Raw genomic sequence first — 25,979 nt, forward strand, 5'->3', positions numbered from 1 at the left:
GCCGCTTAGTGTGGTCGATTCCGCATCCAGTCGGCGGTCTGGTAGAACGCACCCATCAGACGCAGGCGCAGGTCGTAGTCGTAGCCGAGGTCTTCCAGCGCCATCGCCATGCAGCGCAGCCACTGGTCACGTTCGGTGGTGCCGATCGCGAACGGCAGGTGGCGCGCGCGCAGCATCGGGTGGCCGTAGCGCTCGATGAAGAGGTTCGGGCCGCCCAGCCAGCCGGACAGGAACATGAACAGCTTGTCGCGCGAGCTGTCGTTCGGCACCGGGTGCATGGCGTGGATGCCGGCGAAGTCCCCCTCCAGCTGCATGATGTCGTAGAAGCGGTCGACCAGTTCGCGCAGGCGGCTTTCGCCGCCGATCAGTTCATAGGCGCTGCGTTCGTCCGCGGCTTCCTGGTCTGCTTGGGTATTCTGAGATTCTTGCATCCGTCCATTCTATCTCAGGCTTCCCTCAGCGTCTGCAGGGGTGGCTGCCGCAACACATTCCGCAAGCCCAGCCAGCCGCCGATGAGCGCGCAAACCGCACCGACCACCAGTCCCGCCGCCCATACCTGCGGTTCGAAGTGCCAGGGGAACTTGAACTGGTACTCGGCCAGCGCCCAGCCCAGCCCTGCTGCCCCGGTCGCCGCCAGCAGGCCGGACAGGCCGCCCACCAGCGCGAACTCGATGCGCTGCGCGGTCGCCAGCTGGCCGCGGGTGGCGCCCAGCGCGCGCAGCAGGCCGGCTTCGCGGGTGCGCTCGGCCGTCGATCCCATCAGGGCCGCGTACAGCACCAGCACGCCCGACGCCAGCGTGAACAGGAACAGGAACTCGACCGCGGTCACGACCTGGTCCAGCACTTCCTGCAGCTGCCGGATGATGCCGCTGACGTCGATCACGGTCAGGTTCGGATACTGGCGCGTGAGCGCATTGGCCAGCCCCACACCGCCCGCCGGCAGGTGGAAGGCGGTCATCCAGGTAGTCGGCGCCTCGCGCATCGCGGCCGGGTTGATGATGACGAAGAAATTGGCGCGCATCGAACCCCATTCGAGCTTGCGCAGGCTGGTGATCCTGGCATCGACCAGCAGGCCGCCCATGTCGAAGCGCATCGTGTCGCCCAGCTTCAGGCGCAGGGTCTGCGCAATGCCCTGCTCGACCGAGGCTTCGGCCACGCCGGGTCCGTCGCGGTACCACTGGCCGGCCACGATGTCGTTCCCCTCCGGCAGGTCGTTCACGCTGGAGAGGTTGAATTCGCGGTCCGACAGCGCCTTCGCGCGCTCGCCGGTATAGGTGCTGGCGGTGATCGCATTGCCGTTCACGGCCACCAGGCGGCCGCGGATCATCGGGTACAGCATCGGCTTGTCGACGCCGGCCGCGCGAATGGTCTTTTCCACGCCCGCCTTCTGGTCGGGCTGGATGTTGATGATGAAGCGGTTCGGCGCGTCGGCCGGCGTGGCCAGGCGCCAGGCGCTCATCAGGTCGCCGCGCACCACGGTCAGCACCAGCAGCGCCATCAGGCCCAGCGACAGCGAGACGATCTGCACCACGGTCGCGCCGGGCCGGCGCTGCAGCGAGGTGATGGCGAAGCGCCAGCCCTGGTTCTTCGAGACACCGCGCAGGCCGCGCAAGCCCAGCAGGGCCAGCCAGCCGACCAGCGCGAACACGGCCAGGCCGCCGAGGAAACCGCCGGCGGTCAGCAGCGCCAGTTTGAGGTCGCCGGCCTGCCACAGCAGCAGGCCGACGAACACCGCCGTGCCCAGGCCGTAGGTGGCCAGCGCCATCGGGCGCGGCGCCGCCTGCTCGCGGCGGATCACGCGGTTGTGCGGCACGTTGCGCAGTTGCAGGACCGGCGGCAGCGCGAAGCCGACCAGCAGCAGCAGGCCGGTGGCGATGCCCTGCAGCGCCGGCAATGCGGACACCGGCGGCAGCTCGGTCGGGATCAGGTTGCCGATCAGCGCCAGCAGCACGTAGTGCGCGCCGAAGCCGACCAGCACGCCCAGCACGCTGCCCGCCAGGCCGACCAGTGCGAACTCGATCAGGAACAGCAGCCCGACCTGGTTCTGGGTCATGCCGAGGCAGCGCAGCATGGCCACCGAATCCAGGTGGCGCTGCATGAAGCGGCGCGCCGCCATCGCGACCGCGACCGCCGCCAGCATCGCCGACAGCAGCCCGACCAGGGCCAGGAAGCGTTCCGCGCGGTCGAGCGTCGAGCGCATTTCGGGGCGGCCGTTTTCCAGCGTTTCGATGCGCACGCCCTTGACGTTATTGGCGGCGATGCGTTCGCGCACCCAGCGCTCGTAGGCGGCGACGGCAGCCTGGTCGTTCGGCGAGCGCGCGGCGACCTGCATGCGGTAAGTGATGCGCGCGTAATTGTCGACCAGGCCGGTGGCCTTCAGGTCGGACAGGGCCAGCATCACGCGCGGCGCGAAGTTCGAGAAGGAGGCGCCGCGATCGGGTTCGGTGGCGATCAGGCGGGCGATCCGGAAGCTCTTGTCGCCGAGCTGGATGATGCTGCCGACCTTCGCCTTCAGCGGCGGCAGCAGGTTGACGTCGACCCAGACCGTGCCCGGGCTCGGGGTCGCGCGGGTGATGTCGCCCAGCGCTTCGCTGGCATCGTCGGGGCTGGTGGTGACCTTCAACTGGCCGCGCAGCGGATACGTCGGCGACACCGCTTTCACGGACGCCAGCAGGGCCTGCGAAGCGTCGCCCTGGCCCGCTTGCGCCATGCTCGGGAAGGTGACGGTATCGGCCAGCAGCAGGCCGCGGCGCTGGGCCTCGATACGCCAGTCCTGGGGCAGCGGCTGGTCGGCGTTGATCAGGAGGTCGGCGCCGAGCAGCTGGTGGGCGTCGCGGTTCAATCCCGCGCGCATGCGGTCGACGAAGAAGCCGACGGCGGTGAGCGCCGACACCGCGACCACCAGGGCCACCAGCAGGAAGCGTAGTTCGCCGGCGCGCCAGTCGCGCGCGGTCATGCGCAGGGATTGCGTCAGCATCGATCGGGGCTCACTCAGGGTTCTCGTCGAAGAAGCGGTCGACTTCCGCCAGATAGGCGCGCTTCTGCTCCGGCTCGAGGAAGGCGGCGGCGAAGCTGTTGCGCGCGAGCTGGCGCGCGTGCGAGACGTCGAGCGGCAGCGCCTCGAAGGCGGCCAGGTAGTTATCGTTGACGTAGCCGCCGAAGTAGGCCGGATCGTCCGAATTCACGGTGGCGGCCAGGCCGACGTCGAGCATGCGGCGCAGGTTATGCTGTCCCATCACGTCGAACACGCGCAGCTTGATGTTCGACAGCGGGCAGACCGTCAGCGCCATCTGCTCGCGCACCAGGCGCTCCACCAGTTCGGGATCGTCGAGGCAGCGCACGCCGTGGTCGATGCGCTCGACGTTCAGCACGTCCAGCGCGCTCTCGATGTAGGCCGGCGGCCCCTCCTCGCCCGCATGCGCAACCAGGTGCAGGCCGAGATTGCGGGCGCGCTCGAACACGCGCGCGAATTTTTCGGGCGGGTGCCCGACCTCGGACGAGTCCAGGCCCACGCCGATGATCTTGTCGCGGAAGGGCGTCGCGTCCTCCAGCGTGGCGATCGCCTCCTCTTCCGACAGGTGGCGCAGGAAGCACATGATCAGGGTGGCGTTCACCGGGCTGTCCTGGCAGGCGCGCCAGATTCCCTCGATCACGGTCTTGATCGGGACGCCGCGCGCGGTATGGGTCTGCGGATCGAAGAAGATTTCGGCATGGCGCACGTTGTCGGCTTCCGCGCGGCGCAGATAGGCCGCGGTCATGTCGTAGAAATCCTGCTCGGTCAGCAGCACACTGGCGCCTGCGTAATAAATGTCGAGGAAAGACTGCAAATCGGTAAATGCGTACGCTTGCCGCAACGCTTCCACTGAGGGATAAGCGAGCGAAATGCCGTTTCTTTGCGCTAGCTCAAAAATCAGCTCGGGTTCGAGAGAGCCTTCGATATGGATGTGCAATTCTGCCTTCGGCATTGTCCGCAGGATGCGGCGCAGCTCTTCATTCAGCATGGGGAATTCTCCTAGTGGACAGGCATTTGTCGCCTTCAGGAGCAGTGTAGCGCATGCGCCTGTAAGGCTCCTTTCACTCTGGAATTTTGTAGAAAGCCGGCACCATATGCGTGCGCCACTGCTTAGCAACTTGGTGCAATATTCACTTACCTTTTGAGAAACATGACGTCATCTACCGGGGTCAAAAGCCCTGTCAACATAAGCTCACCAAGAGCCGTTAAAGCGGTGTCGGGATTGAATCGGCAGACGCGTCGGAATGACTGTTTTTTCTTTGTTTACAGACACTTGAAATCAGTGTGATGCAACGCACGACACTGTTTTGACTTCGAGAACTAATAGGCACATAATAAATTTCATAAGCGTAAGAAGACGCTCTCAGCGGGCGCTAACAAAACCGGTCCCCGGGCCGGATGAGAACAAGATATCGCCCTCCGTTTCCAAGTCAGTCCGCCCTGGCCTGACCTCTCGAACACAGACGGCGACCCCACGACAGATATGTCAAACCGGGACCTGGACAGCCGTCTTTTATCGGCTGCCGCGACAGTGATCAGTGTTAGCACATTAAAGGACATTCACATGACCATTTTTGACAACTACGCAGCCCGCTATGAGCGTACCCGGGAAGAGGAATATTCCCTGTCGGAGTACCTGCAACTGTGCAAGAAGGATCCTCTGACTTACGCCAGCGCTCCCGAGCGCATGCTGGCCGCCATCGGCGAACCCACCCTGGTCGATACCCGCCTCGACCCGCGCATGTCGCGTATCTTCGCCAACAAGGTCATCAAGATTTATCCCGCCTTCCGTGAGTTCTACGGCATGGAGGAAGTGATCGAGCAGGTCGTTTCCTACTTCCGCCATGCGGCCCAGGGCCTGGAAGAACGCAAACAGATCCTTTATCTGCTGGGCCCTGTGGGCGGCGGCAAGTCGTCGATCGCCGAAAAGCTCAAGCACCTGATGGAGCAGATTCCCTTCTACGCGATCAAGGGCTCGCCGGTGAACGAATCGCCGCTCGGCCTGTTCAGCGAAGAAGAAGACGGCGCCATCCTCGAAGAGGACTACGGCATCCCGCGCCGCTACCTGCGCAACGTGCCGAGCCCGTGGGCGGTCAAGCGCCTGCACGAGTTCGGCGGCGACATCAACAAGTTCCGCGTGGTGAAGCGCTATCCGTCGATCCTCAAGCAGATCGCGATCGCCAAGACCGAGCCGGGCGACGAGAACAACCAGGACATCTCCTCGCTGGTCGGCAAGGTCGACATCCGCAAGCTCGAGGACTATTCCCAGGACGATCCGGACGCCTACAGCTACTCCGGCGGCCTGTGCCTGGCCAACCAGGGCCTGATGGAATTCGTCGAGATGTTCAAGGCCCCGATCAAGGTCCTGCACCCGCTGCTGACCGCGACCCAGGAAGGCAACTACAAGGGCACCGAGGGCTTCGGCGCGATTCCCTTCGAAGGCATCATCCTGGCGCACTCGAACGAATCCGAGTGGAAGACCTTCCGCAACAACCGCAACAACGAGGCTTTCCTCGACCGTATCTACATCGTCAAGGTGCCCTACTGCCTGCGGGTGTCGGACGAGATCAAGATCTACGACAAGCTGCTGCGTAATTCCTCGCTGGATAAAGCGCCCTGCGCACCGGGCACGCTGCGCATGATGGCGCAGTTCGCGATCCTGTCGCGCCTGAAGGATCCGGAGAATTCCAGCATCTACTCGAAGATGCTGGTGTACGACGGCGAGAACCTGAAGGACACCGATCCGAAGGCCAAGTCGATGCACGAATACGTCGACTATGCCGGGGTGGACGAAGGCATGAACGGCCTGTCCACGCGCTTCGCGTTCAAGATCCTGTCGAAGGTCTTCAACTTCGACAATACCGAGGTCGCCGCCAACCCGGTCCACCTGCTGTACGTGCTCGAGCAGCAGATCGAGCGCGAGCAGTTCGCGGGCGAGACCGAGCAGCGCTACATGTCCTATATCAAGGAACACCTGGCGCAGCGCTACGTCGACTTCATCGGCAAGGAGATCCAGACCGCCTACCTGGAAAGCTATTCCGAGTATGGCCAGAACATCTTCGACCGTTACGTGACCTTTGCCGACTTCTGGATCCAGGACCAGGAATTCCGCGACCCGGACACCGGCGAAAGCTTCGACCGCGAATCGCTGAATGCCGAGCTGGAAAAGATCGAGAAGCCGGCCGGCATCTCGAATCCGAAGGATTTCCGGAACGAAATCGTCAACTTCGCCCTGCGTGCACGTGCGACGAACGGCGGCAAGAATCCGGCCTGGACGAGCTACGAGAAGTTCCGCACCGTGATCGAGAAGAAGATGTTCTCGAATACCGAGGAACTCTTGCCCGTCATCTCCTTCAATGCGAAGGCCAGCACGGAAGATGCGACCAAGCACGCCGACTTCGTGGCGCGCATGGTCGAGAAGGGTTACACGCCAAAACAAGTCAGGCTGTTGTGCGAATGGTACCTACGTGTGCGCAAGTCGTCATAAGGAAACCTGCACGCTTTGAGTCAGCTTCACAAGGGCGCGAGAAACCATAGCGAGCGGAAGTCCAGGTAGCAGAGAAGCAGCCGTACCGACGGTACGGCCGGTCCGCCATAGCGGAGCATCTCGGGCCGCCTGGGCGACGCGCAGCAGGTTTATCACGCCCTCCACCAAAGCGCGTTAATATGGGGGCACGGTGGTATCCGGCCCGCCGCGATTTTGAGCAGGAGGCCTGTTTTGACTTACCTCATCGACCGACGCTTGCAGGGCAAGAACAAGTCTGCGGTCAACCGCGAACGCTTCTTGCGCCGCTACAAGGCGCAGATCAAGGATGCGGTCGGCCGGGCGATCAAGGGTCGCTCGATCACCGACATCGAAAACGGCGAAAAGGTCTCGATTCCCGTCAAGGACGTGAACGAGCCTCACTTCGGGCACGCCCACGGGGGTGTCTGGGAAGTCGTCAACCCCGGCAATACCGAATACCAGAAAGGCGACCAGATCAACCGTCCACGCGGCGGGGGTGGCGGCAGCGGCCGCGGCCGTGCCGGCAACAGCGAGCAGACCACCGAGGATGACTTCATCTTCGAACTGAGCCGCGAAGAATTCATGAATTACTTCTTCGAGGATCTCGAGCTGCCGAACATGATCAAGACGCAGCTGACCCAGGTCGTCGAATTCAAGAACCAGCGCGCCGGCTACAACATCTCCGGCACCCCGTCCAACATCCACGTGCTGCGCTCGCTGCGCGGCGCGCTCGGGCGACGCATCGCCGTCGGCGGGCCGAGCCGCAAGACCCTTGCCAAACTCGAAGAGGAGCTCGAGGAAATCCAGGCCTTGGGCGCGGAAGACGACGACCCGCGCGTCATCGAACTGAAGCACAAGATCCACGCACTGCACACGCGGCTGCTGGCGATTCCCTTCATCGATCCGATCGACCTTCGCTACAGCAACCGGATCAAGGTGCCCAAGCCATCGACCTCGGCCGTGATGTTCTGCATCATGGACGTGTCCGGCTCGATGGACGAAAGCCGCAAGGACACCGCCAAGCGCTTCTTCATCCTTCTCTACCTCTTCCTCAAGCGCGCCTACGAGAAGATCGACGTGGTCTTCATCCGCCACCACACCGCCGCGGCCGAGGTCGACGAAAACGATTTCTTCCACTCGCGCGAATCGGGCGGCACCGTGGTGTCCTCGGCGCTGCACCTGCTGAACAAGATCATCAGCGAGCGCTACAGCAGCGGCGACTGGAACAGCTATGTCGCCCAGGCCTCGGACGGCGACAACTGGGACAACGACTCGGTCCTGTGCCGGCAGATCCTGAGCAACGCCATCATGCCGCGGGTCCAGTACTACACCTATGTCGAGATCACGGATGGCCCGCCACAAAACCTGTGGGAGCAGTATTCCGAGGTCGCGTCCACGCATGCGAACTTCGCGATGCAGAAGATCGTGACCCCGGCCGATATCTATCCGGTGTTCCGCGAATTGTTCAAGAAGCAGCCCAAGTAGACGAGGCCCGCTCATGCCAAGAGATCCGAAAAACCCGCGCGCGTTGCCCGACCAGTCGGAGTGGACCTTCGACCTGATCGAGCAGGCGCACGAGGAAATCCGCCGGGTGGCCAGGAAGTTCGGCCTGGACACCTACCCCAACCAGCTCGAAATCATCACCGCCGAACAGATGATGGATGCCTACACCTCGGTGGGCATGCCGGTGTCGTACAACCACTGGTCCTTCGGCAAGCATTTCCTGACCACGGAAAAGAGCTACCGCCGTGGCCAGATGGGCCTGGCCTACGAAATCGTGATCAACTCGAACCCCTGCATCGCCTACCTGATGGAGGAAAACAGCCTGACGATGCAGGCGCTGGTGATCGCCCACGCGGCCTATGGCCACAATTCCTTCTTCAAGGGGAATTACCTGTTCCGCACCTGGACCGATGCCGACGCCATCGTCGACTACATGGTCTTTGCCAAGAACTACATCGCCGAGTGCGAGCAGCGGCACGGCATCGACGCCGTCGAGGAACTGCTCGATTCCTGCCATGCGATCCAGAACTATGGCGTGGACCGCTACAAGCGTCCGGCCAAGCTGTCGGTGGCGCAGGAACAGAATCGCCAGAAGGAGCGCGAGGAATACGCACAATCGCAGATCAACCAGATCTGGCGCACCCTGCCGCGGCGCGAAGAAACCCGGCAGGACGCGCCGCCGCCGCGCTTCCCGGTCGAGCCCGAGGAAAACCTGCTCTACTTTATCGAGAAGTACGCTCCGCTGCTGGAACCCTGGCAGCGCGAGCTGGTGCGGATTACGCGCAAGATCTCGCAATACTTCTACCCGCAGCGCCAGACCCAGGTGATGAACGAGGGCTGGGCCACCTTCTGGCACTACACGATTCTGCAGGAACTATATAAAGAGGGGATCGTCGGCGACGGCTTCATGCTCGAGTTCCTGCAGAGCCATACCAACGTGGTCTACCAGCCGCCCGCGACCAGCCCTTATTACAATGGCATCAATCCCTATGCGCTCGGCTTCGCGATGATGACGGACATCAAGCGCATCTGCGAAGACCCGACCGACGAGGACCGCGCCTGGTTTCCGGACATAGCCGGCAGCGACTGGATCAAGACGCTCGATTTCGCGATGCGCAATTTCAAGGACGAGAGCTTCATCGCCCAGTACCTGTCGCCCAAGCTGATCCGCGACTTCCACTTCTTCGCCGTGCTCGACGACGACCGCAGCGACAAATTGACGATTTCGGCGATTCACGACGAAGCCGGCTACCGCTACGTGCGCCAGCAGCTGGCCGAGCAGTACAACCTGGGCAACCGCGAGCCGAACATCCAGGTCTGGCAAGTCAATACACGGGATGACCGCGCCCTGACCCTGCGCCATACGCAGTTCCAGCGCCGTCCGCTGAACCAGCAGGCGCATGAAGTGCTCAAACACGTGGCCCGGCTGTGGGGCTTCGACGTCCGGCTGGAAACCGTGGACCCCTCCGGCCGCGTGGTCAGCAGCCTCGAGTGCCGCCGCGAAAAGCGCGCACGCTACTAATATATAGAAGCGCTGCCCGGCGCCTGCAGGCCTGCCTCATTGGGGCAGGCCTTTTTCTTGTGTCAACGCAAAATTCTTTCCACGTGGCTGCTGAGCCATATCAAAGAGGGGTCTGCACATAAGTGCGTCTTATGGCTTTGCCCCTTACCACAAGGGCGAAGCCGTTTCAACAGTACGCCCCCCATTACTGAATCTGGCTATAGTTTGCAGAAACGCCATGAATGGAACATATGATATTTGCCAACTGGCAAAATCGGCATGAAATATTTGGCGAAAAGGGATGGACCGCCTCATTTTCCACACATTAAGAAAGGGTTCGTGCCAATGTTATCCAACTACTAACAATATTCCTCATCATGCACCACATACAAGTCCCTTCCTGATGAGCTTGTTTGCTTGTTTTTACAGGCACTTAGGCCCTCTTTGGAGGTATAAAAATGTATGTGCAAAAAAGAATTCGTAGGTATAATTCGCCGATGTCCCGGATGCGGCTCTGAGTTTTTCGTCGTGTCTTGCGGGTTTGGTAGCAACAAAAAAGGTTGGTATTGGAGAAAGCAGGATGAATTTTTCGCATGAGAAGAACCCCGGGAAAAATATCACTGGTATCGCCATTGTCGTCGTCTTGCACCTGATCGTTGCTTACGGGATCGTTACTGGTCTCGGCAAGCGAATGGTCACCAAGATGGCCGAGGCAGTGGAAACCAAGATTGTCGAGGACGTGAAACCGCCGCCACCGCCGGAAACGCCGCCCCCGCCTCCGCCGCCGGAAATGAAGGCCCCGCCGCCTCCATTCATCCCGCCGGTCGAAGTGCAGGTGCAGACTCCGCCGCCGCAGCAGAATGTGATCGCTAACACGACGCAAGCGAAGCCTGCGACGACGGAAATCAACCGTGCACCGCCGGCTCCGCCAGCGCCGCCGGCGCCGGCAGCCCCGAAGGGCCCGGCAAGAACTGCAGCGGTTGTAGATTTCAATACGTGCTCGAAACCGGAATATCCGAAATCGTCGCTGCGTAATGAAGAAACGGGTGTTTCGACCATCCTGTTCAAGATTGCGGCGGATGGTTCGGTGCAGGGAGCTTCGATTCAAAAATCGAGTGGCTTCCGTGACCTGGACAAGGCCGCAATGGCAGCCTTGAGCAAATGCCGATTCAAAGCGGCAACTGAGAATGGCCAACCGGTAGAATCCTCGCAGCCTGTGCAGTATGTCTGGACGCTGGACTAACCCGAGGCAGTAACATCGTCTCAAACTGTGATTTTCGTTGTCATCTGTTCAGCGAACTGTTCATTTTAAATTTTTGGAGGAAGCATGTTTAAGAATACCCGTTTGTCCGCTCTGCTGGCGGCTGTCCTGTTCTCGGTTACGGCAGCTTCGGCGCTGGTGTCCGCACCGGCCTTCGCCGACGCTCCGGCATCGGCAGCGGCAAGCGCTCCGGCGGCTGACGCAGCTGCACCGGCAGCAGCACCGGCAGCCGACGCCGCAGCTCCGGCAGCAGCAGCTCCGGCCGCAGCCGGCGCGAAACAAGAAGAAGTCGAGAACCCGTACGGCTTCAGCGCGGTGTGGGCTGGCGGCTTCGTGTCGCGCGGCACCCTGATCATCCTGGCCCTGATGTCGATGGGTTCGTGGTACATCATCATCACCAAGCTGCTGGACCAGATGAAGATCTTCAAGCAGTCGAAGGAAACCAACCAGAAATTCTGGAAAGCCCCGTCGATCGCTGCCGGCTCGGCACAACTGACCAATGGCTCGCCGTTCCGCTTCATCGCTGAAACCGGCACCAAGGCAACCCAGCACCACGACGGCGCCCTGCTCGAGCAGATCGACCTGTCGACCTGGACCACCATGCAGATCCAGCGCGCCGTGGACAAAGTCCAGTCGCGTCTGCAAGATGGCCTGTCGTTCCTGGCAACCGTCGGCTCGACCGCACCGTTCATCGGTCTGTTCGGTACCGTCTGGGGTATTTACAACGCACTGATCGGTATCGGTATGTCCGGTAACGCGTCGATCGACAAGGTCGCAGGTCCGGTGGGTGAAGCACTGATCATGACCGCCTTCGGTCTGTTCGTCGCAGTCCCGGCCGTTCTGGGTTACAACTGGCTGGTTCGCCGTAACAAAACCGCGATGGAAGACGTCCGTTCCTTCAGCGCCGACGTGCACTCGGTCCTGATCTCGGGCGCCATGCACACCTCGGAAGCTGCACGTGCCGCCGCTGGTGCTAAAAAGGTGGGTTAAACCATGTCGATGAGTGTCGGCTCCGATAGCGGAGATGAAGATACCGTGATGTCGGAGATCAACACGACGCCCCTCGTGGACATCATGTTGGTTCTCCTGATCATCTTTCTGATCACCAGCCCGGTGGTTCTCAAACTGCAGAAGATCAACCTGCCGCTCGAGATCAACCAGGTTGCCAAGACCACGCCGGAAGACGTGAACATCGTCATCAACAAGGATGGCGAGATGTACTGGAACCAGAAGCGCCTGGCCAACACCGATGAACTGTTCGATTTCCTGAGCAAGGAATCGGTGAAAGTGCCACAGCCGGAAGTGAAGATCCGCGGGGACCAGCAAACTCGCTACGAATTCATCGGCAAGGTGCTCTTCACGGCCCAGCGTGCCGGGGTTCAGAAGGTCGGTTTCATCACCGAAATTCCTGACAAGGGCTAAACCTGATAAAGGCTCAAGCCTTCCGCTCGATGCCGGCAATGCTGGCGATACCGCCGAAAGGCGGTATCGAGCGGTCCCCAAGATTTGAAAGGAAACACCATGTCTATGAGCGTTGGTTCCTCCGGAGCTAAAGGAGCAGATCCGGAACCGATGATGGAAATGAACATGACGCCGCTGATCGACGTCATGCTGGTGCTGATCATCATGATGATCATTACCATTCCGAAGCAAAATCACTCGGTTAACTTGAATATGCCGGTGGGCAATCCGCCGCCGCCGACCAAGGAACCCGTAGTGATCACGATCGACGTGGACTTTGACGGTACTATCCTCTGGGATAACGTCCCGGTCCCCGATCGCGCCACTCTGGAAGCGAAGCTGGCTAACGTTGCCGCGATGGCTGATCAGCCTGAAGTGCACCTGCGTCCGAACAAGCTGGTCGAATACAAGGTTGTCGCTGGCGTGATGGCTTCGGCTCAGCGTCTGGGCGTCACCAAGATCGGTATGGTCGGTAACGAACAGTTCCAGTAATTAGCTTTGGCTATAATGAACACGGCAGGGATTCCCTGCCGTGTCTATTTTGAATGAAAGAATCCCGATAATGATCAAATTCCGCCTCGCACACCTCGGCCTTGCCCTGGCCGCACTCGGTTTCACTGCCGCCGCTCCGGTGATTGGCCTGGCCCCTGCCTACGCCGCCGAGACCCTCCGTCCGGAAATCGGCAAGCCGCTGCAGGAAGCGCAGCAATTGATGAAGTCGGGCAAGAACAAGGAAGCCCTCGCCAAACTGCGCCAGCTCGACAGCGTCAGCGGCAAGTCGGCGAACGAAACCTACCTGATCGAACGCACCCGTGCCGGCGCCGCTTCGCAGGCAGGCGATTACGAGACCGCCGCCAAGGCCTTCGAATACCTGATCGGTTCGGGCAAGCTGTCGGGCGCGGAAAAAGCCCAGTTCTCGGAAGGCCTGATCGGCATCTATATGCGTGCCGGCGACCTGGGCAAGGCGAATGCCGCCATCGAGCGCCAACTGAAGGATCACGACGATCCGAAGCTGCGCGCCTACCTGATGCAGAACTATTACAAGCAGGGCAATGTCGCCGCGCTTGAAAATGAATTGCGCAATGCCGAGAAGCGCGGCCAGCTGAGCGAAGACCAGCTGGGCATGCTCGCCAACGTCCAGCTGAAGAAGAACGACAAGGCCGGCTACGTCAACACCATCGAAAAACTGGCCGCCAACTATCCGAAGGCGCAGTACTGGAGCGACCTGCTGAACCGCGTGCAGGGCAAGCCGGGCTTCTCGGGCCGCCTGATGGTCGACGTCTGGCGCCTGCGCCTGGCCAACAACCTGATGAAGAAGCCGAGCGAGTACATGGAAATGGCCCAGCTCGTGCTGCAGGCGAAGGCCCCGGCCGAAGCCATCAAGATCATCGACAAGGGCTACAAGGCCGGCGCCCTGGGCACCGGTCCGGATGCAGCCCGTCACCAGCGTCTGAAAGACCTGGCCGAGAAGAACCTGGCCGAGCAGAACAAGACCCTGGCCGCCGACGAAGCCCAGATGACCAAGGACAAGGATAACGACGGCCTGGTCGCCCTCGGTTATTCCCTGGTCCAGGCGGGCCAGACCGACAAGGGTCTGAAGATGATGGACGCCGCCATCAAGGCCGGCGGTCTGAAGTATCCGGAAGACGCCAAGCTGCACCTGGGCGAAGCGTATGCCGTGGCCGGCAAGAAGCAGCAGGCCATCAGCACGCTGAAGACGGTGGGCGGCAAGGAAGGCACCGCCGACCTGGCCCGTTACTTCATCATGGCGATCAACAAGCCGGCGGCCTGAGCCCCAGCTTTGCAGTAACATCGCTGAAAAGCGCCGCCCTGCCCTGCAGGCGGCGCTTTTTTCTTTCCCCTGGTCATTCCGGCCATTGCGCTGTGCAACATGCGAGTTGCCGTATAATCTGGTATTTCGCCTCGGAGCACGAACCATCCAATGAAGGTATTTCGCGGACTTCCCAACGACAGGGCGCGCGCCCCATGCGCACTCACGATCGGTAACTTCGACGGTGTCCACCGCGGGCACCAGGCGTTGTTGGCGCACGTGACCGCGGCTGCCCAGCGTCTCGGTCTGGAGTCCGCCGTGATGACCTTCGAGCCGCATCCGCGCGAATACTTTGCCCGCCGCGTGGGCGACCTGTCGAAGGCCCCGGCCCGTATCGCCAATCTGCGCGACAAGCTGGAATCGCTGTCCAACGCCGGCGTCGACCGCGTCATCGTCGAACACTTCAACGAGCACTTCGCCTCGATGTCGCCGCAGGAATTCACGAAAAAGGTGCTGGTCGACGGCCTGCACGTGAAATGGCTGATGGTCGGCGACGACTTCTGCTACGGCGCCCGGCGCGCCGGCAATGTCGCCCTGCTGGCCGAAGCCGGCAAGGAATACGGTTTCGAGGTCCACAGCCTGCCGGCCGTGCTGCACGAATCGACGCGGATCTCGTCCTCGGCCGTGCGCGCCGCATTGGCGGCCGGCGATTTCGACGCAACCCGCGCCCTGCTCGGCCACCCGTATTCGATGTCCGGCCACGTGATCCACGGCGCCAAGCTCGGCCGCACGCTGGGCTTCCCGACCCTGAACCTGCGCGTCGCCCACCGTCCGGCCCTGGCCGGCATCTTCGTGGTGCAGGTGCATGGCCTGGCGGACCAGCCGCTGCCGGCCGTCGCCAGCCTGGGCGTGCGCCCGACCGTCGAAGACGCGGGCCGCATGCTGCTCGAAGTCCATGTGTTCGACTGGACGCAGCCCTGCTACGGCAAGCTGGTGCGGGTCGAATTCCTGGCCAAGCTGCGCGACGAGGAAAAATACGTCGACCTCCCGACCTTGACCGCCGCGATCGAGGGCGACGCCCAGCAGGCGCGGGCCTGGTTCGCCCAGCGTAGAAGCGCCCTCACCGCCACCGACCGAATTTGAACGTGAACGCCCCGGCCATGCCGCCTGCCGCGGTGTGGCGCCACTTCACGCACAACAGCAGTCCACTTTAGAAAAATCCTATGTCCGATACGAAGAACGGCCCGAAAGGCGCCAAACAAGGGGGCAACAAGCCCGACAGCAAATACCCGGTCAACATGACCGACACGGCTTTCCCGATGCGCGGCGACCTCGCCAAGCGCGAACCGGGCTGGGTCAAGCAATGGCAGGACAAGAAGATCTACGAGCGCGTGCGCAAGGCCGCTGCCGGCCGTCCGAAGTTCATCCTGCACGACGGTCCCCCGTACGCCAACGGCGATATCCACCTGGGCCACGCCGTCAACAAGATTCTGAAGGATATGGTGGTCAAGTCGCGCACCATGGCCGGCTTCGACGCGCCCTATGTGCCGGGCTGGGACTGCCACGGCATGCCGATCGAGATCCAGATCGAAAAACAGTTCGGCAAGAACCTGCCGACCGCCGAGGTGCTGCAGAAAGCCCGCGCCTACGCGCTCGAGCAGATCGACCGCCAGCGCGCCGGCTTCATCCGCCTGGGCGTGCTGGGCGAATGGGACAATCCCTACATGACCATGGCCTACGGTAACGAGGCCGACGAGCTGCGCGCCCTCGGCACGCTGCTGGAAAAGGGTTATGTGTACCGCGGCCTGAAGCCGGTGAACTGGTGCTTCGACTGCGGCTCGGCGCTGGCCGAGGCGGAAGTGGAATACCAGGACAAGCGCGACCCGGCGATCGACGTCGGCTTCCCGTTTGCGGAACCGGAAAAGCTCGCAGCCGCCTTCGGCCTCGACAAGCTGCCGGAAGGCGATGGCTTCATCGTGATCTGGACCACCACCCCGTGGACCATCCCGTCGAACCAGGCCCTGAACGTGCACCCGGAAGTGACGTACGCGCTGGTGAAGACCGAAAAGGACGGCAAGCCGCTCCTGCTGATCGTCGCCAAAGAGCTGGCTGAAAGCGTCCTGCAGCGCTACAAGCTCGAAGGCGAGGTCGTGGCCACCGCCACCGGCGAGAAGCTGGGCGGTATCCGCTTCAAGCACCCGCTGCACAAGGCCGACCCGTTCTACGACCGCAGTTCGCCGGTCTACCTGGCCGATTACGTCACCACCGACAGCGGCACCGGCGTGGTCCACTCGGCGCCGGCCTACGGCCTGGAAGACTTCCAGTCCTGCAAGGCGCACGGCATGAAGGACGACGAGATCCTCAAGCCCGTGATGGGCGACGGCCGCTTCGCCAGCACGCTGCCGCTGTTCGGCGGCATGACGATCTGGGAAGCGTCGAAGCCGATCTGCAGCGCCCTGACCGAAGCTGGCGCCCTGTTCGAACTGAAGATGTTCGACCACAGCTACATGCACTGCTGGCGCCACAAAACCCCGATCGTCTACCGCGCCACCAACCAGTGGTTCGCCGGCATGGACCTCACCCCGAAGGACGGCGGCCCGACCCTGCGCGAGACCGCGCTGGCCGGCATCGCCGAGACCGAGTTCTTCCCGGACTGGGGCCAGGCGCGCCTGCACGGCATGATCGCCAACCGTCCGGACTGGACCCTGTCGCGCCAGCGCCAGTGGGGCGTGCCGATGGCCTTCTTCATCCACAAGGAGACCGGCGCGCTGCACCCGCGCACCCCTGCGCTGCTGGAACAGGTGGCCAAGCTGATCGAGGCAAACGGCATCGATGCCTGGCATACGCTCGATCCTCGCACGCTGCTGGGCGACGACGCCGAGATCTACGAGAAGAACCGCGACACCCTGGACGTCTGGTTCGACTCCGGCTCGACCCACCAGACCGTGCTGCGCGGCTCGCACAAGGAGCAATCCGCCTTCCCGGCCGACCTCTACCTGGAAGGCTCGGACCAGCACCGCGGCTGGTTCCACTCCTCGCTGCTGACCTCCTCGATGCTGAACGGCCGCCCGCCCTACAAGGCGCTGCTGACCCACGGCTTCACGGTCGACGAGAACGGCAAGAAGATGTCGAAGTCGCTCGGCAACACGATGGCGCCGCAGAAGATCTCGGACACCCTCGGCGCCGACATCCTGCGCCTGTGGGTGGCCTCGACCGACTACACCGGCGAGCTGTCGATCGGCGAAGAGATCCTGAAGCGCGTGACGGAATCCTACCGCCGCATCCGCAACACCCTGCGCTTCCTGCTGGCGAACACCTCGGACTTCGACCCGGTCAAGAATGCCGTGCCGGTCGCCGAGATGCTCGAGATCGACCGCTACGCGCTGGCCGAGACGGCGCGCCTGCAAAGCGACATCGCCGCGCATTTCGAGCGCTACGAGTTCCACCCGGTGGTCGCACGCCTGCAGAACTTCTGCTCGGAAGACCTGGGCGGCTTCTACCTCGACATCCTGAAGGATCGCCTGTACACCACCGGCGTGGACTCCCTGGCGCGCCGTTCGGCCCAGACCGCGCTGTGGCACATCGCGCACGCGCTGCTGCGCATCATGGCGCCGATCCTGTCCTTCACCGCCGAGGAAGCCTGGGCCGTGTTCGCGGGCGAGAAGGCCTATGCGGAGTCCGACGAGACCATCTTCACCCAGACCCTGTGGACCTTCCCGGCGATCGCGGACAGCGCCGCCCTGCTCGACAAGTACGCCCTGCTGCGCGCCGTGCGCGCCGACGTCACCAAGCAGCTGGAAGAAGTGCGCGCTTCGGGCGCGATCGGCTCCTCGCTGCAGGCGGAACTGGCGCTGAAGGCCGCTGGTCCGAAGTACGAGGTCCTGTCCAGCCTCGACGACGACCTGAAGTTCGTCTTCATCACCTCGCAGGCGAACGTCGAGAAGGTCGAGGATGCAGCCCAGGAAGCGGTGGCCGTGACCCCGTCGACTGCGGAAAAGTGCGAGCGCTGCTGGCACTACCGCCGCGACGTCGGCCATGACCCGGCCCACCCGGGCCTGTGCGCCCGCTGCACGAGCAACCTGTTCGGCAGCGGCGAGCAGCGCCGCTTCGCATAAGGCGCGGCCGAGCGTGTCCGCATCCGGCGCAAGCCGGGTGTGGACGCTGTCCCTCCCCTCATCCCCATCGACATGGCCACCAAAAAGAAATCGTCGTTTACCGCCGTCAAATCCGGCTCCAGCGCCAGTTTGACGCCCTGGCTCGGCATCGCCTTCATCGTGATCCTGCTCGACCAGATCAGCAAGATCACCATCACCCGCACCTTCATGCATGGAGAGGAAAAGCCGATCACCGGCTTCTTCAACCTGGTGCTCGCCTATAACCCGGGCGCCGCGTTCAGCTTCCTGTCGAACCAGGGCGGCTGGCAGAAGTACTTCTTCGCCGGCATCGCCATCGCCGCGGTCATCTTCATCATCTACCTGCTGCGCAAGCATGCCGGCCAGCGCATGTTCTGCTGGGCCCTGGCCCTGATCATGGGCGGCGCGCTGGGCAACCTGATCGACCGCCTGATGTACGGCCACGTGATCGACTTCCTCGACTTCTACCTGCGCGGGGTCGGCCACTTCCCGGCCTTTAACGTCGCGGACACCGCGATCACCATCGGGGCGGTATTGTTCATCTTCGACGAACTGCGCCGGGTGAACAAACACTGACGGAGGGATGACATGAGCATGGACCTGAAGGGCAAGAAGATCGTCCTCGGCCTGTCCGGCGGCGTGGCCTGCTACAAGGCCGCGGAGCTGTGCCGCGCCCTGAGCAAGGAAGGCGCGAGCGTGCAGGTCGTGATGACCGAGGCGGCGACCCATTTCATCGGCCAGGTGACGATGCAGGCCCTGTCCGGCCGCACCGTCTACACCGACCAGTGGGACGGCCGCATCCCCAACAACATGGCCCACATCGACCTGACACGCGACGCCGATGCGATCCTGGTGGCGCCCTGCTCGGCCGACTTCCTGTTCAAGCTGGCCCACGGCGCCACCGACGACCTGCTGTCGACCCTGTGCCTGGCGCGCCCGCACCACGTGCCGCTGCTGGTGGCGCCGGCCATGAATGTCGAGATGTGGGAAAAGCCGGCGACCCAGCGCAACGTCGCGCAGTTGAAGGACGACGGCGTGTGCATCTTCGGCCCGGCCGCCGGCTCCCAGGCCTGCGGCGAGACCGGCATGGGGCGCATGCTGGAACCCAATGAACTGCTCGAGGAGCTGGTGGCGTCCTTCCAGCCCAAGGTCCTGGCTGGCAAGCGCGTCCTGATCACGGCCGGCCCGACCTACGAGGCGATCGATCCGGTGCGCGGCATCACGAATCTCTCGTCCGGCAAGATGGGCTATGCGGTCGCACGCGCCGCGCGCGAGGCCGGCGCCGAGGTCACCCTGGTGTCCGGACCGACCGCGCTGGACACCCCGCACGGCGTGCGCCGCATCGACGTCAAGAGCGCGCAGCAGATGCTGGACGCCGTCCTGAACGGCATCGAAGGCCAGCACGTCTTCATCGGCGTGGCCGCGGTGGCCGACTGGCGCGTCGAGAATGCCAGCGACCAGAAGATCAAGAAGGACGGCAGCGGCACGCCGCAGCTGAACTTCGCGCAGAACCCGGACATCCTCGCGACCGTCGCCGGCACCACCTCGCTCAGCGGCTGGCCGTATTGCGTGGGCTTCGCCGCCGAGTCGGAAAACCTGATCGAATACGGCGCCGCCAAGCGCGAAAAGAAGGGCATCCCTTTGTTGGTCGGCAATATCGGGCCGCAGACCTTCGGGCAGGATGAGAATTCGATCGTGCTGTTCGACGACAGCGGCCACACCGTGCTGCCGCAGGCACCCAAGCTGCAACTGGCGCGCCAGCTGGTTTCCGAAATCGCCAAGCGCCTGGAACGCCGCTCGCTACTCACCTGACACCCACCAACGCATCACTCTCCATGAAACAGATCGACCTCAAGATTCTCGACCCGCGCATGAAGGACTTCCTGCCCGCCTACGCGACCGGCGGCAGCGCGGGCCTCGACCTGCGCGCCTGCATCGACGCGCCGCTGACCCTGGAACCGGGCCAGACGGTGCTGGTGCCGACCGGCCTCGCCATCCACATTGCCGATCCCGGCTATGCGGCGATGATCCTGCCGCGTAGTGGACTCGGCCACAAGAACGGCATCGTTCTCGGCAATCTGGTAGGCTTGATCGACTCCGATTACCAGGGCCAGCTGATGGTCTCGACCTGGAACCGGGGCCAGTCCGCGTTCACGCTGCAGCCGATGGACAGGCTCGCGCAGCTGGTCGTGGTGCCCGTCGTTCAGGTCGGTTTCAAGCTTGTGGAGGAGTTTGCATCGAGCGACCGGGGCGCCGGAGGATTCGGCAGCACCGGCAAACAATAAAAACGGAAACGAGGAGCACATGAGCGCCATCCGCCATCCTGCCATCCGGCTATTGCCCGCAGTGGCCGCCGCCACCGCCCTCTTGCTGACCGGCTGCGCCACCCAGGGTCCGCAACAGCCAGCGGGCATGCCGCGCGTCGTCGAACGCGCCCCCGAAGCGCCCGGCCTGAGCCCGCAGATGGCGGCCGCCGCCGACACCCTGACCAAGATGGCGGACCTGCAGAACCGCCTGTACAAGGTCGCAGCCCCGCTCCTCATCCACAACGCCGAACTGTGCAAGGGCCAGGCGCGCAACCTGCTCGGCTTCACCGCCAAGAACCGCTGGTCCTACCCGGGCGACTACAACGAAGCCGCCCACGTCGCCTTCGGCATGGACGAACGCCTGCAGGTCACCAGCGTGCTGGCCGGCAGCGGCGCCGCGAAGGCCGGCCTGCAGACCGGCGACATCCTGCTCGCCGCGGCCGGCAAGCCGCTGCCGACCGGCCAGCATGCCCTGAGCCAGGCCGGCGCCATCTTCAACAAGATCGTCGCCTCCCAGGCCACGCTGCCGATGACGGTCGAACGCCGTGACAGCGAGCGCCACCTGTCGATCCCGGTCACGCGCGCCTGCGCCTTCGCGATCGAGCTGGGCAACGCCGACAACGTCAACGCCTACGCCGACGGTTCGCGCGTGCTGGTGACGCGCGGCATGATCAACGCCACCCGCAACGACGAAGAACTGGCCTACGTGCTGGCCAAGACCATGGCCCACAACATGCTCGGCCACGCTAGCGCCCAGCGCAACGTCTCCACCATCGGCAGCATCATCGACAATCTCAAGAGCGTCACGCCGGACAACTCGATGCTGATCGGCAGCGGCGGCATCAAGGCGATGCCGCCCGAGATGGACGCCGCCGCCGACCGCCTCAGCCTCTACATGGCCGCGCGCGCCGGCTACGACATCGATGACGCCGACAATTTCTGGAAGCGCCTGAACGAAACCTATCCCCCGACCGTCCTGAACGGCTACAACGCCAACCACCCGGCCCTGTCGGCGCGCCTGGCGGCGATCGCCAAGGCGCAGGCGGAGATCAAGGCCAAGAAGTCGGCGAAGAAGGCGCTGGTGCCGTAAATCCTTGGCTTTTGCACGTCGTCCCCGCGCAGGCGTGGAGTCGTTTCGGGCAATGCCCGAAACGACAGTGGTGTCATTTTTTTTGTATCATTGCCGATTCCGCCCGCTTCCCGATTCAGCAGCAAGAAACAGGAAGCAGTGCGTGCCGGCGCCAGCGCATAATGCCTGACGCCTCATCAAGAAGAACGCAATGAACACCGCCAACCTGCTGCGCCTCGTTTCCCTTGCCGCCATCTGGGGCGGCTCCTTCCTCTTCATGCGCATCAGCGCCCCCGTGCTCGGGCCGGCGGTGCTGATCGAATTCCGGGTGCTGTTCGCCGCGCTGTTCCTGGCCCTGGTCGGCCTGGTGCTGAAGAAGCGCCTCGACCTGCGCGCCAACTGGAAGCATTACTTCATCCTCGGCTTCTTCAACTCGGCCCTGCCCTTCCTGCTGTTCGCGTTCGGCGCGCGCACCCTGTCGGCCTCGGTGCTGTCGGTGCTGAACGCGACCGCCCCGATGTGGGGTGCGCTGGCCGGCGCGGTCTGGACCCGTCATGCCATTGGCCCGCGCACCGCCATCGGACTGCTGCTGGGTACCGCCGGCGTAGCCCTCCTGGTGGGCTTCGACCATGTCTCGAGCAAGCCGGGCGCCGGCATCGCGGTGGTGGCCGCGCTGGCCGCGGCCCTGAGCTACGGCATCGCCAGCCAGTACGCGCGCTCGGCGAAAAGCGTCGAGCCTTTCGCCAATGCGCACGGCACCATGTGGGCGTCGAGCGTGATGGTGCTGCCGGTGCTGCCCTTCTTCCCGATGACGGGTGCGCCCACGCCGGGCATCGTCGGCGCCGTCGTCGCACTGGGGGTGCTGTGCAGCGGCATCGCCTACATCCTCTACTTCCGCCTGATCGAGGAAGTCGGCACGACATCCGCCCTGACCGTGACTTTCCTGAACCCGGTGTTCGGCATCCTGTGGGGCGCGCTGTTCCTGGGCGAGACCATCGGCTGGTACACCATCGCGGGTTCCGCCATTACCCTGGTCGGCACCGCGCTGGTGACCGGCTTCGCGCCGCGCTTCAAGCGTGCCGGCAGCGCCGCCGCAGCGGCGGCCGGCAAGTGAAGCGCTTCGACATCGCCATCGCCCTGCCGCCGGACTACCGCCGCCAGGACGCCTTCGCCTTCCACGGCCGCGACGCCGAAGGCCTGGCCGAACGCATCGAGGGCCAGCGCATCCGCAAGGGCGTGATGGTGGACGGCATGCCGGCGCTGCTCGCCATCGACCTCGGCGCGCAGCCGGACCAGGCCCTGTGCACGGTCGACATCGACAGCCGGGAACTGCCTGCTGCAGTGAAAGACATGCTGCTAAACATGCTGGGCCTGCGCATCGATCCCGCGCCTTTCGAGGCGATCGCCGCCGGCGATCCGCTGTTCGCGCCGCTGGTCCAACGCGAGCGCGGCCTGCGCGTGATCCAGTCCGCCAGCATCTTCGAAGCGCTGAGCTGGGCCATCATCGGCCAGCAGATCAACCTGGGTTTCGCCATCTCCCTGCGCCGCACCTTCATCTCGCTGGCCGGCCGCGCCCACCCCGACGGCTTGTGGTGCTATCCGGAAGCGATCGATGCGGCGCGTCTCGACCTCGACCAGCTCACCGGCCGCAAATTCTCGCGCGCCAAGGCCGAGACCCTGCTGCGCCTGGCGCGCCTGGCCGCGGACGGCGAGCTGGACCTGGAACGCGACGCCGATCCCGGCGCGGTCAGCGAGCGCCTGCTGGCCGTCAAAGGCATCGGGCCATGGACCGTGAACTACGCGCTGCTGCGCGGCTATGGTTTCCCGGATTGCTCGCTCGAGGGCGATGTTGCCGTGCGCACCGCCATCGGCCGCCTGCTCGGCGCGGAACGCCCGAATCTGCCGGCAGCGGCAGCCTTCCTGCAGGCCTACCGTCCGCATCGCACCATGGCGGCTGCGCACCTGTGGGCCAGCCTGAGCCAACCTGCAGGATAAGGGCTGTGACCGGCATCAAAGCGACCTCATCAAATAATAAACAGACTGCTCTCATGAATATTCGAACGATGGTTTGCGCACTGCTGATGGCGTGCGCTGGCATGGCGCAGGCCCAGCGCGCGCCCGCCGACGTCACTGAAGCGCCGGACGACCATGGCGCCTACCTGTCGCTGGTCTTCGGCAACGGCCGCATCCATGGCGGCAACGCCGAGGGCTACCGCTGGATGCGCGGACGGACCTTCGAAGTGCGCGCGGGACGCCAGCAGCGCACCCTGTTCGGCTCGGCCCTGCCGGACAGCCTCAGCGAACGGATCGACTTCGTCCACTACAACGAGGGTCACCCGGACAACAACCACCGCGACGGCTTCGCCGTGCAATGGCTGATGGTCCGCAAGCTGGGCGCGGGCACCGCCTTCGAGCTGGGCGTCGGCCCCTACCTGAGCATGAACACCACCGTCATCGACGGCCGCCAGATCGACGACGCCAAGGTCGGCGCCCTGGTCAGCCTGGGCCTGCGGCTGCCGCTGGGCGCCCTGCCGTCCGGCACCCACCTGCGCATCGGCTACAACCATGTGCAGATGCGCAATGTGCACCGCTCCGATGCGCTGATGATCGGCATCGGGCGCCAGTTCGGCCGCTCCGAGCCCGATCCGGAAACGGACCCGGCCGACGGCCAGACATGGTTCGGCGTCTCGGTCGGCAACTCGATCACGAATATGTCCGGCACCGACGGCGCGATCGCGTCGGTGCTGGAAGTGCGGCGCTACCTCGGCGAGCGGATGGAGCACTGGGCCGTGTCCGGAAAATTCCTGTTCGAGGGCGATGACGGCGCCCGGGTCGACCGCCGCGGCGCCGCGGCCCAGCTATGGTATGTGCAGCGGGTCACGCCGCGCTTCGCGATGAGCGCCGGCCTCGGCCCCTACGTTGCCCGCAACCGCCGCGACGACAATATCACGCATGCCAACCTCTTGATCAGCTTCCAGGCCGAGCACGCCTTGTCGCGGCACCTGCGCGCCTTCATGAACTTCAACCGCGTGAAAACCTTCCGCCAGACCGATGACCGCGACCTGTTCCAGCTGGGCCTGCTGAAGGATTTCTGACTAGTTCCATTGCGGTAGGCCGTCGAACTGCTGGGCGCCCTCGCCGGCAAAGCGGATCAGCTCGGACAGGGGCACGGTGGCCAGGTTGTCGCGCCCATAGTGGCCGCCGAGCGCGCTCGGAATCCTGAGGCAATACTTGCGGCCAGCGCTCAGCGGCCCCAGGGTGGATTCCGCCAAACATACCTGTTCCGGCATGTACCAGTCGTTCAGAAATTCCTGGTTATAGGACAGGGCATCGAGGGCGGCGCGGTCCTCGGCCACCGGTTCGCAGCGCAGGTCCTGCGGCGACAGGCGCCAGTACCTGCCTTCGTCGTCGCGGATGATCAGGTTACCGAAGGCATTCTCCCCCAGCACTTCCTCAGCCTGCAGGCCGACCCAGCCCCAGGCTTCGTTTATCTCGTCAACAGTTATCATGGATAGCCTCCCGCATTCAGCCGTCATGTCTTCGACCGGGCTGGACTGCAGTGGTTGCGACGAAGGGGAGGAGGATTGAGGCGCTTCAGGCGCGCCTGGCGCGGTCGGCACAAATGAAAAGGCCGCTGATCCTGAACAGGATCAACGGCCTTGGAATCTGGTTGCGGGGACAGGATTTGAACCTGTGACCTTCGGGTTATGAGCCCGACGAGCTGCCAGACTGCTCCACCCCGCGTCTGATGGTTCGTATTATACGGGCATTCCGCGGTTTAGGCAATGCCGGGTCCATTTCTCCCCCTGCGTGCGGCACAGTTGGCGCGATACGGTGGTAAAGTAAGGGCAACGTCATTACCTCCTTTCTCCATGAAATTCTGCTCCGAGTGCGCCCATCCGGTGACGGTGGCCATCCCCGAAGGCGACAACCGTCCGCGCTACGTGTGCTCCCAATGCGGCACCATCCATTACCAGAACCCGAAGATGGTGATCGGCTCGATTCCGGTCTGGGAACAGGACGGCGAGCTGCGGGTGTTGTTGTGCAAGCGCGCGATCGAACCGCGCTACGGCTACTGGACCCTGCCCGCCGGCTTCATGGAAAACGAGGAGACCACCGGCCAGGCCGCGGTGCGCGAGACCGAGGAGGAAGCGGGCGCCAACGTCGAGCTGGGCAACCTGTTCACCCTGCTGAACGTCGCCCACGTGCACCAGGTCCACCTGTTCTACCTGGCGCGCCTGCTCGACCTGGATTTCGCGCCCGGCATCGAGAGCCTGGACGTGCAGCTGTTCGCGGAACACGAGATCCCCTGGGACGACCTGGCCTTCCCGACGATCCGCAGCACGCTGGAGCTGTTCTTCGCCGACCGCCGCAAGGTGCTCGAAGGCGGCAGCTACGGTTTCCACAGCCGGGATATCACCCGGCCGATGCGGGCTCCCGTCGAACCCGATTGATC

The 25,979-nt window shown here is 63.6% G+C and carries 22 protein-coding genes and 1 tRNA gene; 18 read left to right on the forward strand and 5 right to left on the reverse strand.

The features are described from left to right. Nucleotides 1-5: 5 nt before the first annotated feature. Genes AM586_RS09915 through AM586_RS09925 form a run of 3 tightly spaced genes read right to left on the reverse strand, consistent with a single transcriptional unit; the run spans nt 6 to nt 4,001 of the window. Complete coding sequence (locus AM586_RS09915) at nt 6-431, reverse strand: group II truncated hemoglobin (RefSeq protein WP_047825893.1); 426 nt, start codon at nt 429-431, stop codon at nt 6-8. 14 nt (nt 432-445) lie between these two features. Beyond that, complete coding sequence (locus AM586_RS09920; protein WP_047825894.1) at nt 446-2,977, reverse strand: ABC transporter permease; 2,532 nt, start codon at nt 2,975-2,977, stop codon at nt 446-448. A gap of 10 nt (nt 2,978-2,987) precedes the next feature. Next, nucleotides 2,988-4,001, reverse strand: a complete 1,014-nt coding sequence (locus AM586_RS09925; protein ID WP_047825895.1) for an adenosine deaminase — start codon at nt 3,999-4,001, stop codon at nt 2,988-2,990. A gap of 576 nt (nt 4,002-4,577) precedes the next feature. Here AM586_RS09925 and AM586_RS09930 point away from each other — a divergent pair. The 17 genes from AM586_RS09930 (at nt 4,578) to AM586_RS10010 (ending at nt 24,618) form a co-directional block, all read left to right on the forward strand. After that, nucleotides 4,578-6,500 (forward strand): PrkA family serine protein kinase, encoded by a 1,923-nt coding sequence (locus AM586_RS09930; protein WP_047825896.1) that lies wholly within the window; start codon nt 4,578-4,580, stop codon nt 6,498-6,500. Nucleotides 6,501-6,731: 231 nt separating this feature from the next. Beyond that, nucleotides 6,732-8,003, forward strand: a complete 1,272-nt coding sequence (locus AM586_RS09935) for a YeaH/YhbH family protein (protein WP_047825897.1) — start codon at nt 6,732-6,734, stop codon at nt 8,001-8,003. Nucleotides 8,004-8,016: 13 nt separating this feature from the next. Further along, nucleotides 8,017-9,543 (forward strand): SpoVR family protein, encoded by a 1,527-nt coding sequence (locus tag AM586_RS09940; RefSeq protein WP_047825898.1) that lies wholly within the window; start codon nt 8,017-8,019, stop codon nt 9,541-9,543. Between the two features lie 559 nt (nt 9,544-10,102). After that, the gene (locus tag AM586_RS09945; protein ID WP_082439738.1) at nt 10,103-10,765 is read left to right on the forward strand and encodes an energy transducer TonB; all 663 of its coding nucleotides are present in this window, start codon (nt 10,103-10,105) and stop codon (nt 10,763-10,765) included. Nucleotides 10,766-10,849: 84 nt separating this feature from the next. Continuing rightward, nucleotides 10,850-11,773, forward strand: coding sequence for a MotA/TolQ/ExbB proton channel family protein (locus tag AM586_RS09950; protein WP_197416482.1), 924 nt, complete (start codon nt 10,850-10,852; stop codon nt 11,771-11,773). A 3-nt stretch (nt 11,774-11,776) separates the two neighbouring features. After that, on the forward strand, nt 11,777-12,205 hold the full coding sequence (locus AM586_RS09955) for a biopolymer transporter ExbD (protein ID WP_047825900.1): 429 nt from the start codon (nt 11,777-11,779) through the stop codon (nt 12,203-12,205). A gap of 99 nt (nt 12,206-12,304) precedes the next feature. Further along, nucleotides 12,305-12,736 carry a biopolymer transporter ExbD gene (locus AM586_RS09960; RefSeq protein ID WP_197416483.1) on the forward strand — a complete coding sequence of 144 codons (432 nt, stop codon included), beginning with the start codon at nt 12,305-12,307 and terminating at the stop codon, nt 12,734-12,736. A gap of 70 nt (nt 12,737-12,806) precedes the next feature. Continuing rightward, a complete protein-coding gene (locus AM586_RS09965; protein WP_052234086.1) occupies nt 12,807-14,036 on the forward strand; it encodes a lipopolysaccharide assembly protein LapB in 1,230 nt (409 codons plus the stop codon). A 150-nt stretch (nt 14,037-14,186) separates the two neighbouring features. Then, nucleotides 14,187-15,158 (forward strand): bifunctional riboflavin kinase/FAD synthetase, encoded by a 972-nt coding sequence (locus tag AM586_RS09970; RefSeq protein ID WP_047825901.1) that lies wholly within the window; start codon nt 14,187-14,189, stop codon nt 15,156-15,158. Nucleotides 15,159-15,238: 80 nt separating this feature from the next. Then, on the forward strand, nt 15,239-18,130 hold the full coding sequence (gene ileS / locus AM586_RS09975) for an isoleucine--tRNA ligase (protein WP_047825902.1): 2,892 nt from the start codon (nt 15,239-15,241) through the stop codon (nt 18,128-18,130). Nucleotides 18,131-18,202: 72 nt separating this feature from the next. Continuing rightward, the gene (gene lspA / locus AM586_RS09980; RefSeq protein ID WP_047825903.1) at nt 18,203-18,724 is read left to right on the forward strand and encodes a signal peptidase II; all 522 of its coding nucleotides are present in this window, start codon (nt 18,203-18,205) and stop codon (nt 18,722-18,724) included. 18 nt (nt 18,725-18,742) lie between these two features. Further along, complete coding sequence (gene coaBC, locus AM586_RS09985; protein ID WP_047825918.1) at nt 18,743-19,960, forward strand: bifunctional phosphopantothenoylcysteine decarboxylase/phosphopantothenate--cysteine ligase CoaBC; 1,218 nt, start codon at nt 18,743-18,745, stop codon at nt 19,958-19,960. 23 nt (nt 19,961-19,983) lie between these two features. Then, nucleotides 19,984-20,433, forward strand: a complete 450-nt coding sequence (dut, locus tag AM586_RS09990) for a dUTP diphosphatase (RefSeq protein WP_047825904.1) — start codon at nt 19,984-19,986, stop codon at nt 20,431-20,433. A gap of 19 nt (nt 20,434-20,452) precedes the next feature. Further along, nucleotides 20,453-21,544, forward strand: a complete 1,092-nt coding sequence (locus tag AM586_RS09995) for a M48 family metallopeptidase (protein WP_047825905.1) — start codon at nt 20,453-20,455, stop codon at nt 21,542-21,544. A gap of 190 nt (nt 21,545-21,734) precedes the next feature. After that, a complete protein-coding gene (locus tag AM586_RS10000) occupies nt 21,735-22,637 on the forward strand; it encodes a DMT family transporter (protein ID WP_047825906.1) in 903 nt (300 codons plus the stop codon). Next, entirely contained in the window at nt 22,634-23,518 is an 885-nt protein-coding gene (locus tag AM586_RS10005; protein ID WP_047825907.1) for a DNA-3-methyladenine glycosylase 2, read from the forward strand. The genes AM586_RS10000 and AM586_RS10005 overlap by 4 nt, the downstream gene beginning before the upstream one ends. 53 nt (nt 23,519-23,571) lie before the next feature. Continuing rightward, entirely contained in the window at nt 23,572-24,618 is a 1,047-nt protein-coding gene (locus AM586_RS10010; protein WP_156328241.1) for a hypothetical protein, read from the forward strand. Here AM586_RS10010 and AM586_RS10015 read toward each other — a convergent pair whose 3' ends face one another. Beyond that, on the reverse strand, nt 24,619-25,032 hold the full coding sequence (locus AM586_RS10015) for a T6SS immunity protein Tdi1 domain-containing protein (RefSeq protein WP_047825909.1): 414 nt from the start codon (nt 25,030-25,032) through the stop codon (nt 24,619-24,621). It lies immediately after the preceding gene. A gap of 158 nt (nt 25,033-25,190) precedes the next feature. Continuing rightward, nucleotides 25,191-25,267: transfer RNA gene (locus AM586_RS10020), tRNA-Met, on the reverse strand. A gap of 128 nt (nt 25,268-25,395) precedes the next feature. On the opposite strand from AM586_RS10020, the gene AM586_RS10025 reads away from it, so the two are divergent. Further along, a complete protein-coding gene (locus AM586_RS10025; protein ID WP_047825911.1) occupies nt 25,396-25,977 on the forward strand; it encodes an NUDIX hydrolase in 582 nt (193 codons plus the stop codon). Nucleotides 25,978-25,979: the final 2 nt, after the last annotated feature.

This window comes from Massilia sp. WG5 (assembly GCF_001412595.2).
Lineage (GTDB): Bacteria > Pseudomonadota > Gammaproteobacteria > Burkholderiales > Burkholderiaceae_D > Telluria.

Excerpts from the sequence above, each read along its gene's own strand:
- AM586_RS09915 (WP_047825893.1), bottom strand. The coding sequence starts at position 431 with ATGCAAGAATCTCAGAATACCCAAGCAGACCAGGAAGCCGCGGACGAA.
- AM586_RS09920 (WP_047825894.1), bottom strand. The coding sequence starts at position 2,977 with ATGCTGACGCAATCCCTGCGCATGACCGCGCGCGACTGGCGCGCCGGC.
- AM586_RS09925 (WP_047825895.1), bottom strand. The coding sequence starts at position 4,001 with ATGCTGAATGAAGAGCTGCGCCGCATCCTGCGGACAATGCCGAAGGCA.
- AM586_RS09930 (WP_047825896.1), top strand. The coding sequence starts at position 4,578 with ATGACCATTTTTGACAACTACGCAGCCCGCTATGAGCGTACCCGGGAA.
- AM586_RS09940 (WP_047825898.1), top strand. The coding sequence starts at position 8,017 with ATGCCAAGAGATCCGAAAAACCCGCGCGCGTTGCCCGACCAGTCGGAG.
- AM586_RS09945 (WP_082439738.1), top strand. The coding sequence starts at position 10,103 with ATGAATTTTTCGCATGAGAAGAACCCCGGGAAAAATATCACTGGTATC.
- AM586_RS09950 (WP_197416482.1), top strand. The coding sequence starts at position 10,850 with ATGTTTAAGAATACCCGTTTGTCCGCTCTGCTGGCGGCTGTCCTGTTC.
- AM586_RS09955 (WP_047825900.1), top strand. The coding sequence starts at position 11,777 with ATGTCGATGAGTGTCGGCTCCGATAGCGGAGATGAAGATACCGTGATG.
- AM586_RS09960 (WP_197416483.1), top strand. The coding sequence starts at position 12,305 with ATGTCTATGAGCGTTGGTTCCTCCGGAGCTAAAGGAGCAGATCCGGAA.
- AM586_RS09965 (WP_052234086.1), top strand. The coding sequence starts at position 12,807 with ATGATCAAATTCCGCCTCGCACACCTCGGCCTTGCCCTGGCCGCACTC.
- AM586_RS09970 (WP_047825901.1), top strand. The coding sequence starts at position 14,187 with ATGAAGGTATTTCGCGGACTTCCCAACGACAGGGCGCGCGCCCCATGC.
- ileS (WP_047825902.1), top strand. The coding sequence starts at position 15,239 with ATGTCCGATACGAAGAACGGCCCGAAAGGCGCCAAACAAGGGGGCAAC.
- lspA (WP_047825903.1), top strand. The coding sequence starts at position 18,203 with ATGGCCACCAAAAAGAAATCGTCGTTTACCGCCGTCAAATCCGGCTCC.
- coaBC (WP_047825918.1), top strand. The coding sequence starts at position 18,743 with ATGGACCTGAAGGGCAAGAAGATCGTCCTCGGCCTGTCCGGCGGCGTG.
- dut (WP_047825904.1), top strand. The coding sequence starts at position 19,984 with ATGAAACAGATCGACCTCAAGATTCTCGACCCGCGCATGAAGGACTTC.
- AM586_RS09995 (WP_047825905.1), top strand. The coding sequence starts at position 20,453 with ATGAGCGCCATCCGCCATCCTGCCATCCGGCTATTGCCCGCAGTGGCC.
- AM586_RS10000 (WP_047825906.1), top strand. The coding sequence starts at position 21,735 with ATGAACACCGCCAACCTGCTGCGCCTCGTTTCCCTTGCCGCCATCTGG.
- AM586_RS10010 (WP_156328241.1), top strand. The coding sequence starts at position 23,572 with ATGAATATTCGAACGATGGTTTGCGCACTGCTGATGGCGTGCGCTGGC.
- AM586_RS10015 (WP_047825909.1), bottom strand. The coding sequence starts at position 25,032 with ATGATAACTGTTGACGAGATAAACGAAGCCTGGGGCTGGGTCGGCCTG.
- AM586_RS10025 (WP_047825911.1), top strand. The coding sequence starts at position 25,396 with ATGAAATTCTGCTCCGAGTGCGCCCATCCGGTGACGGTGGCCATCCCC.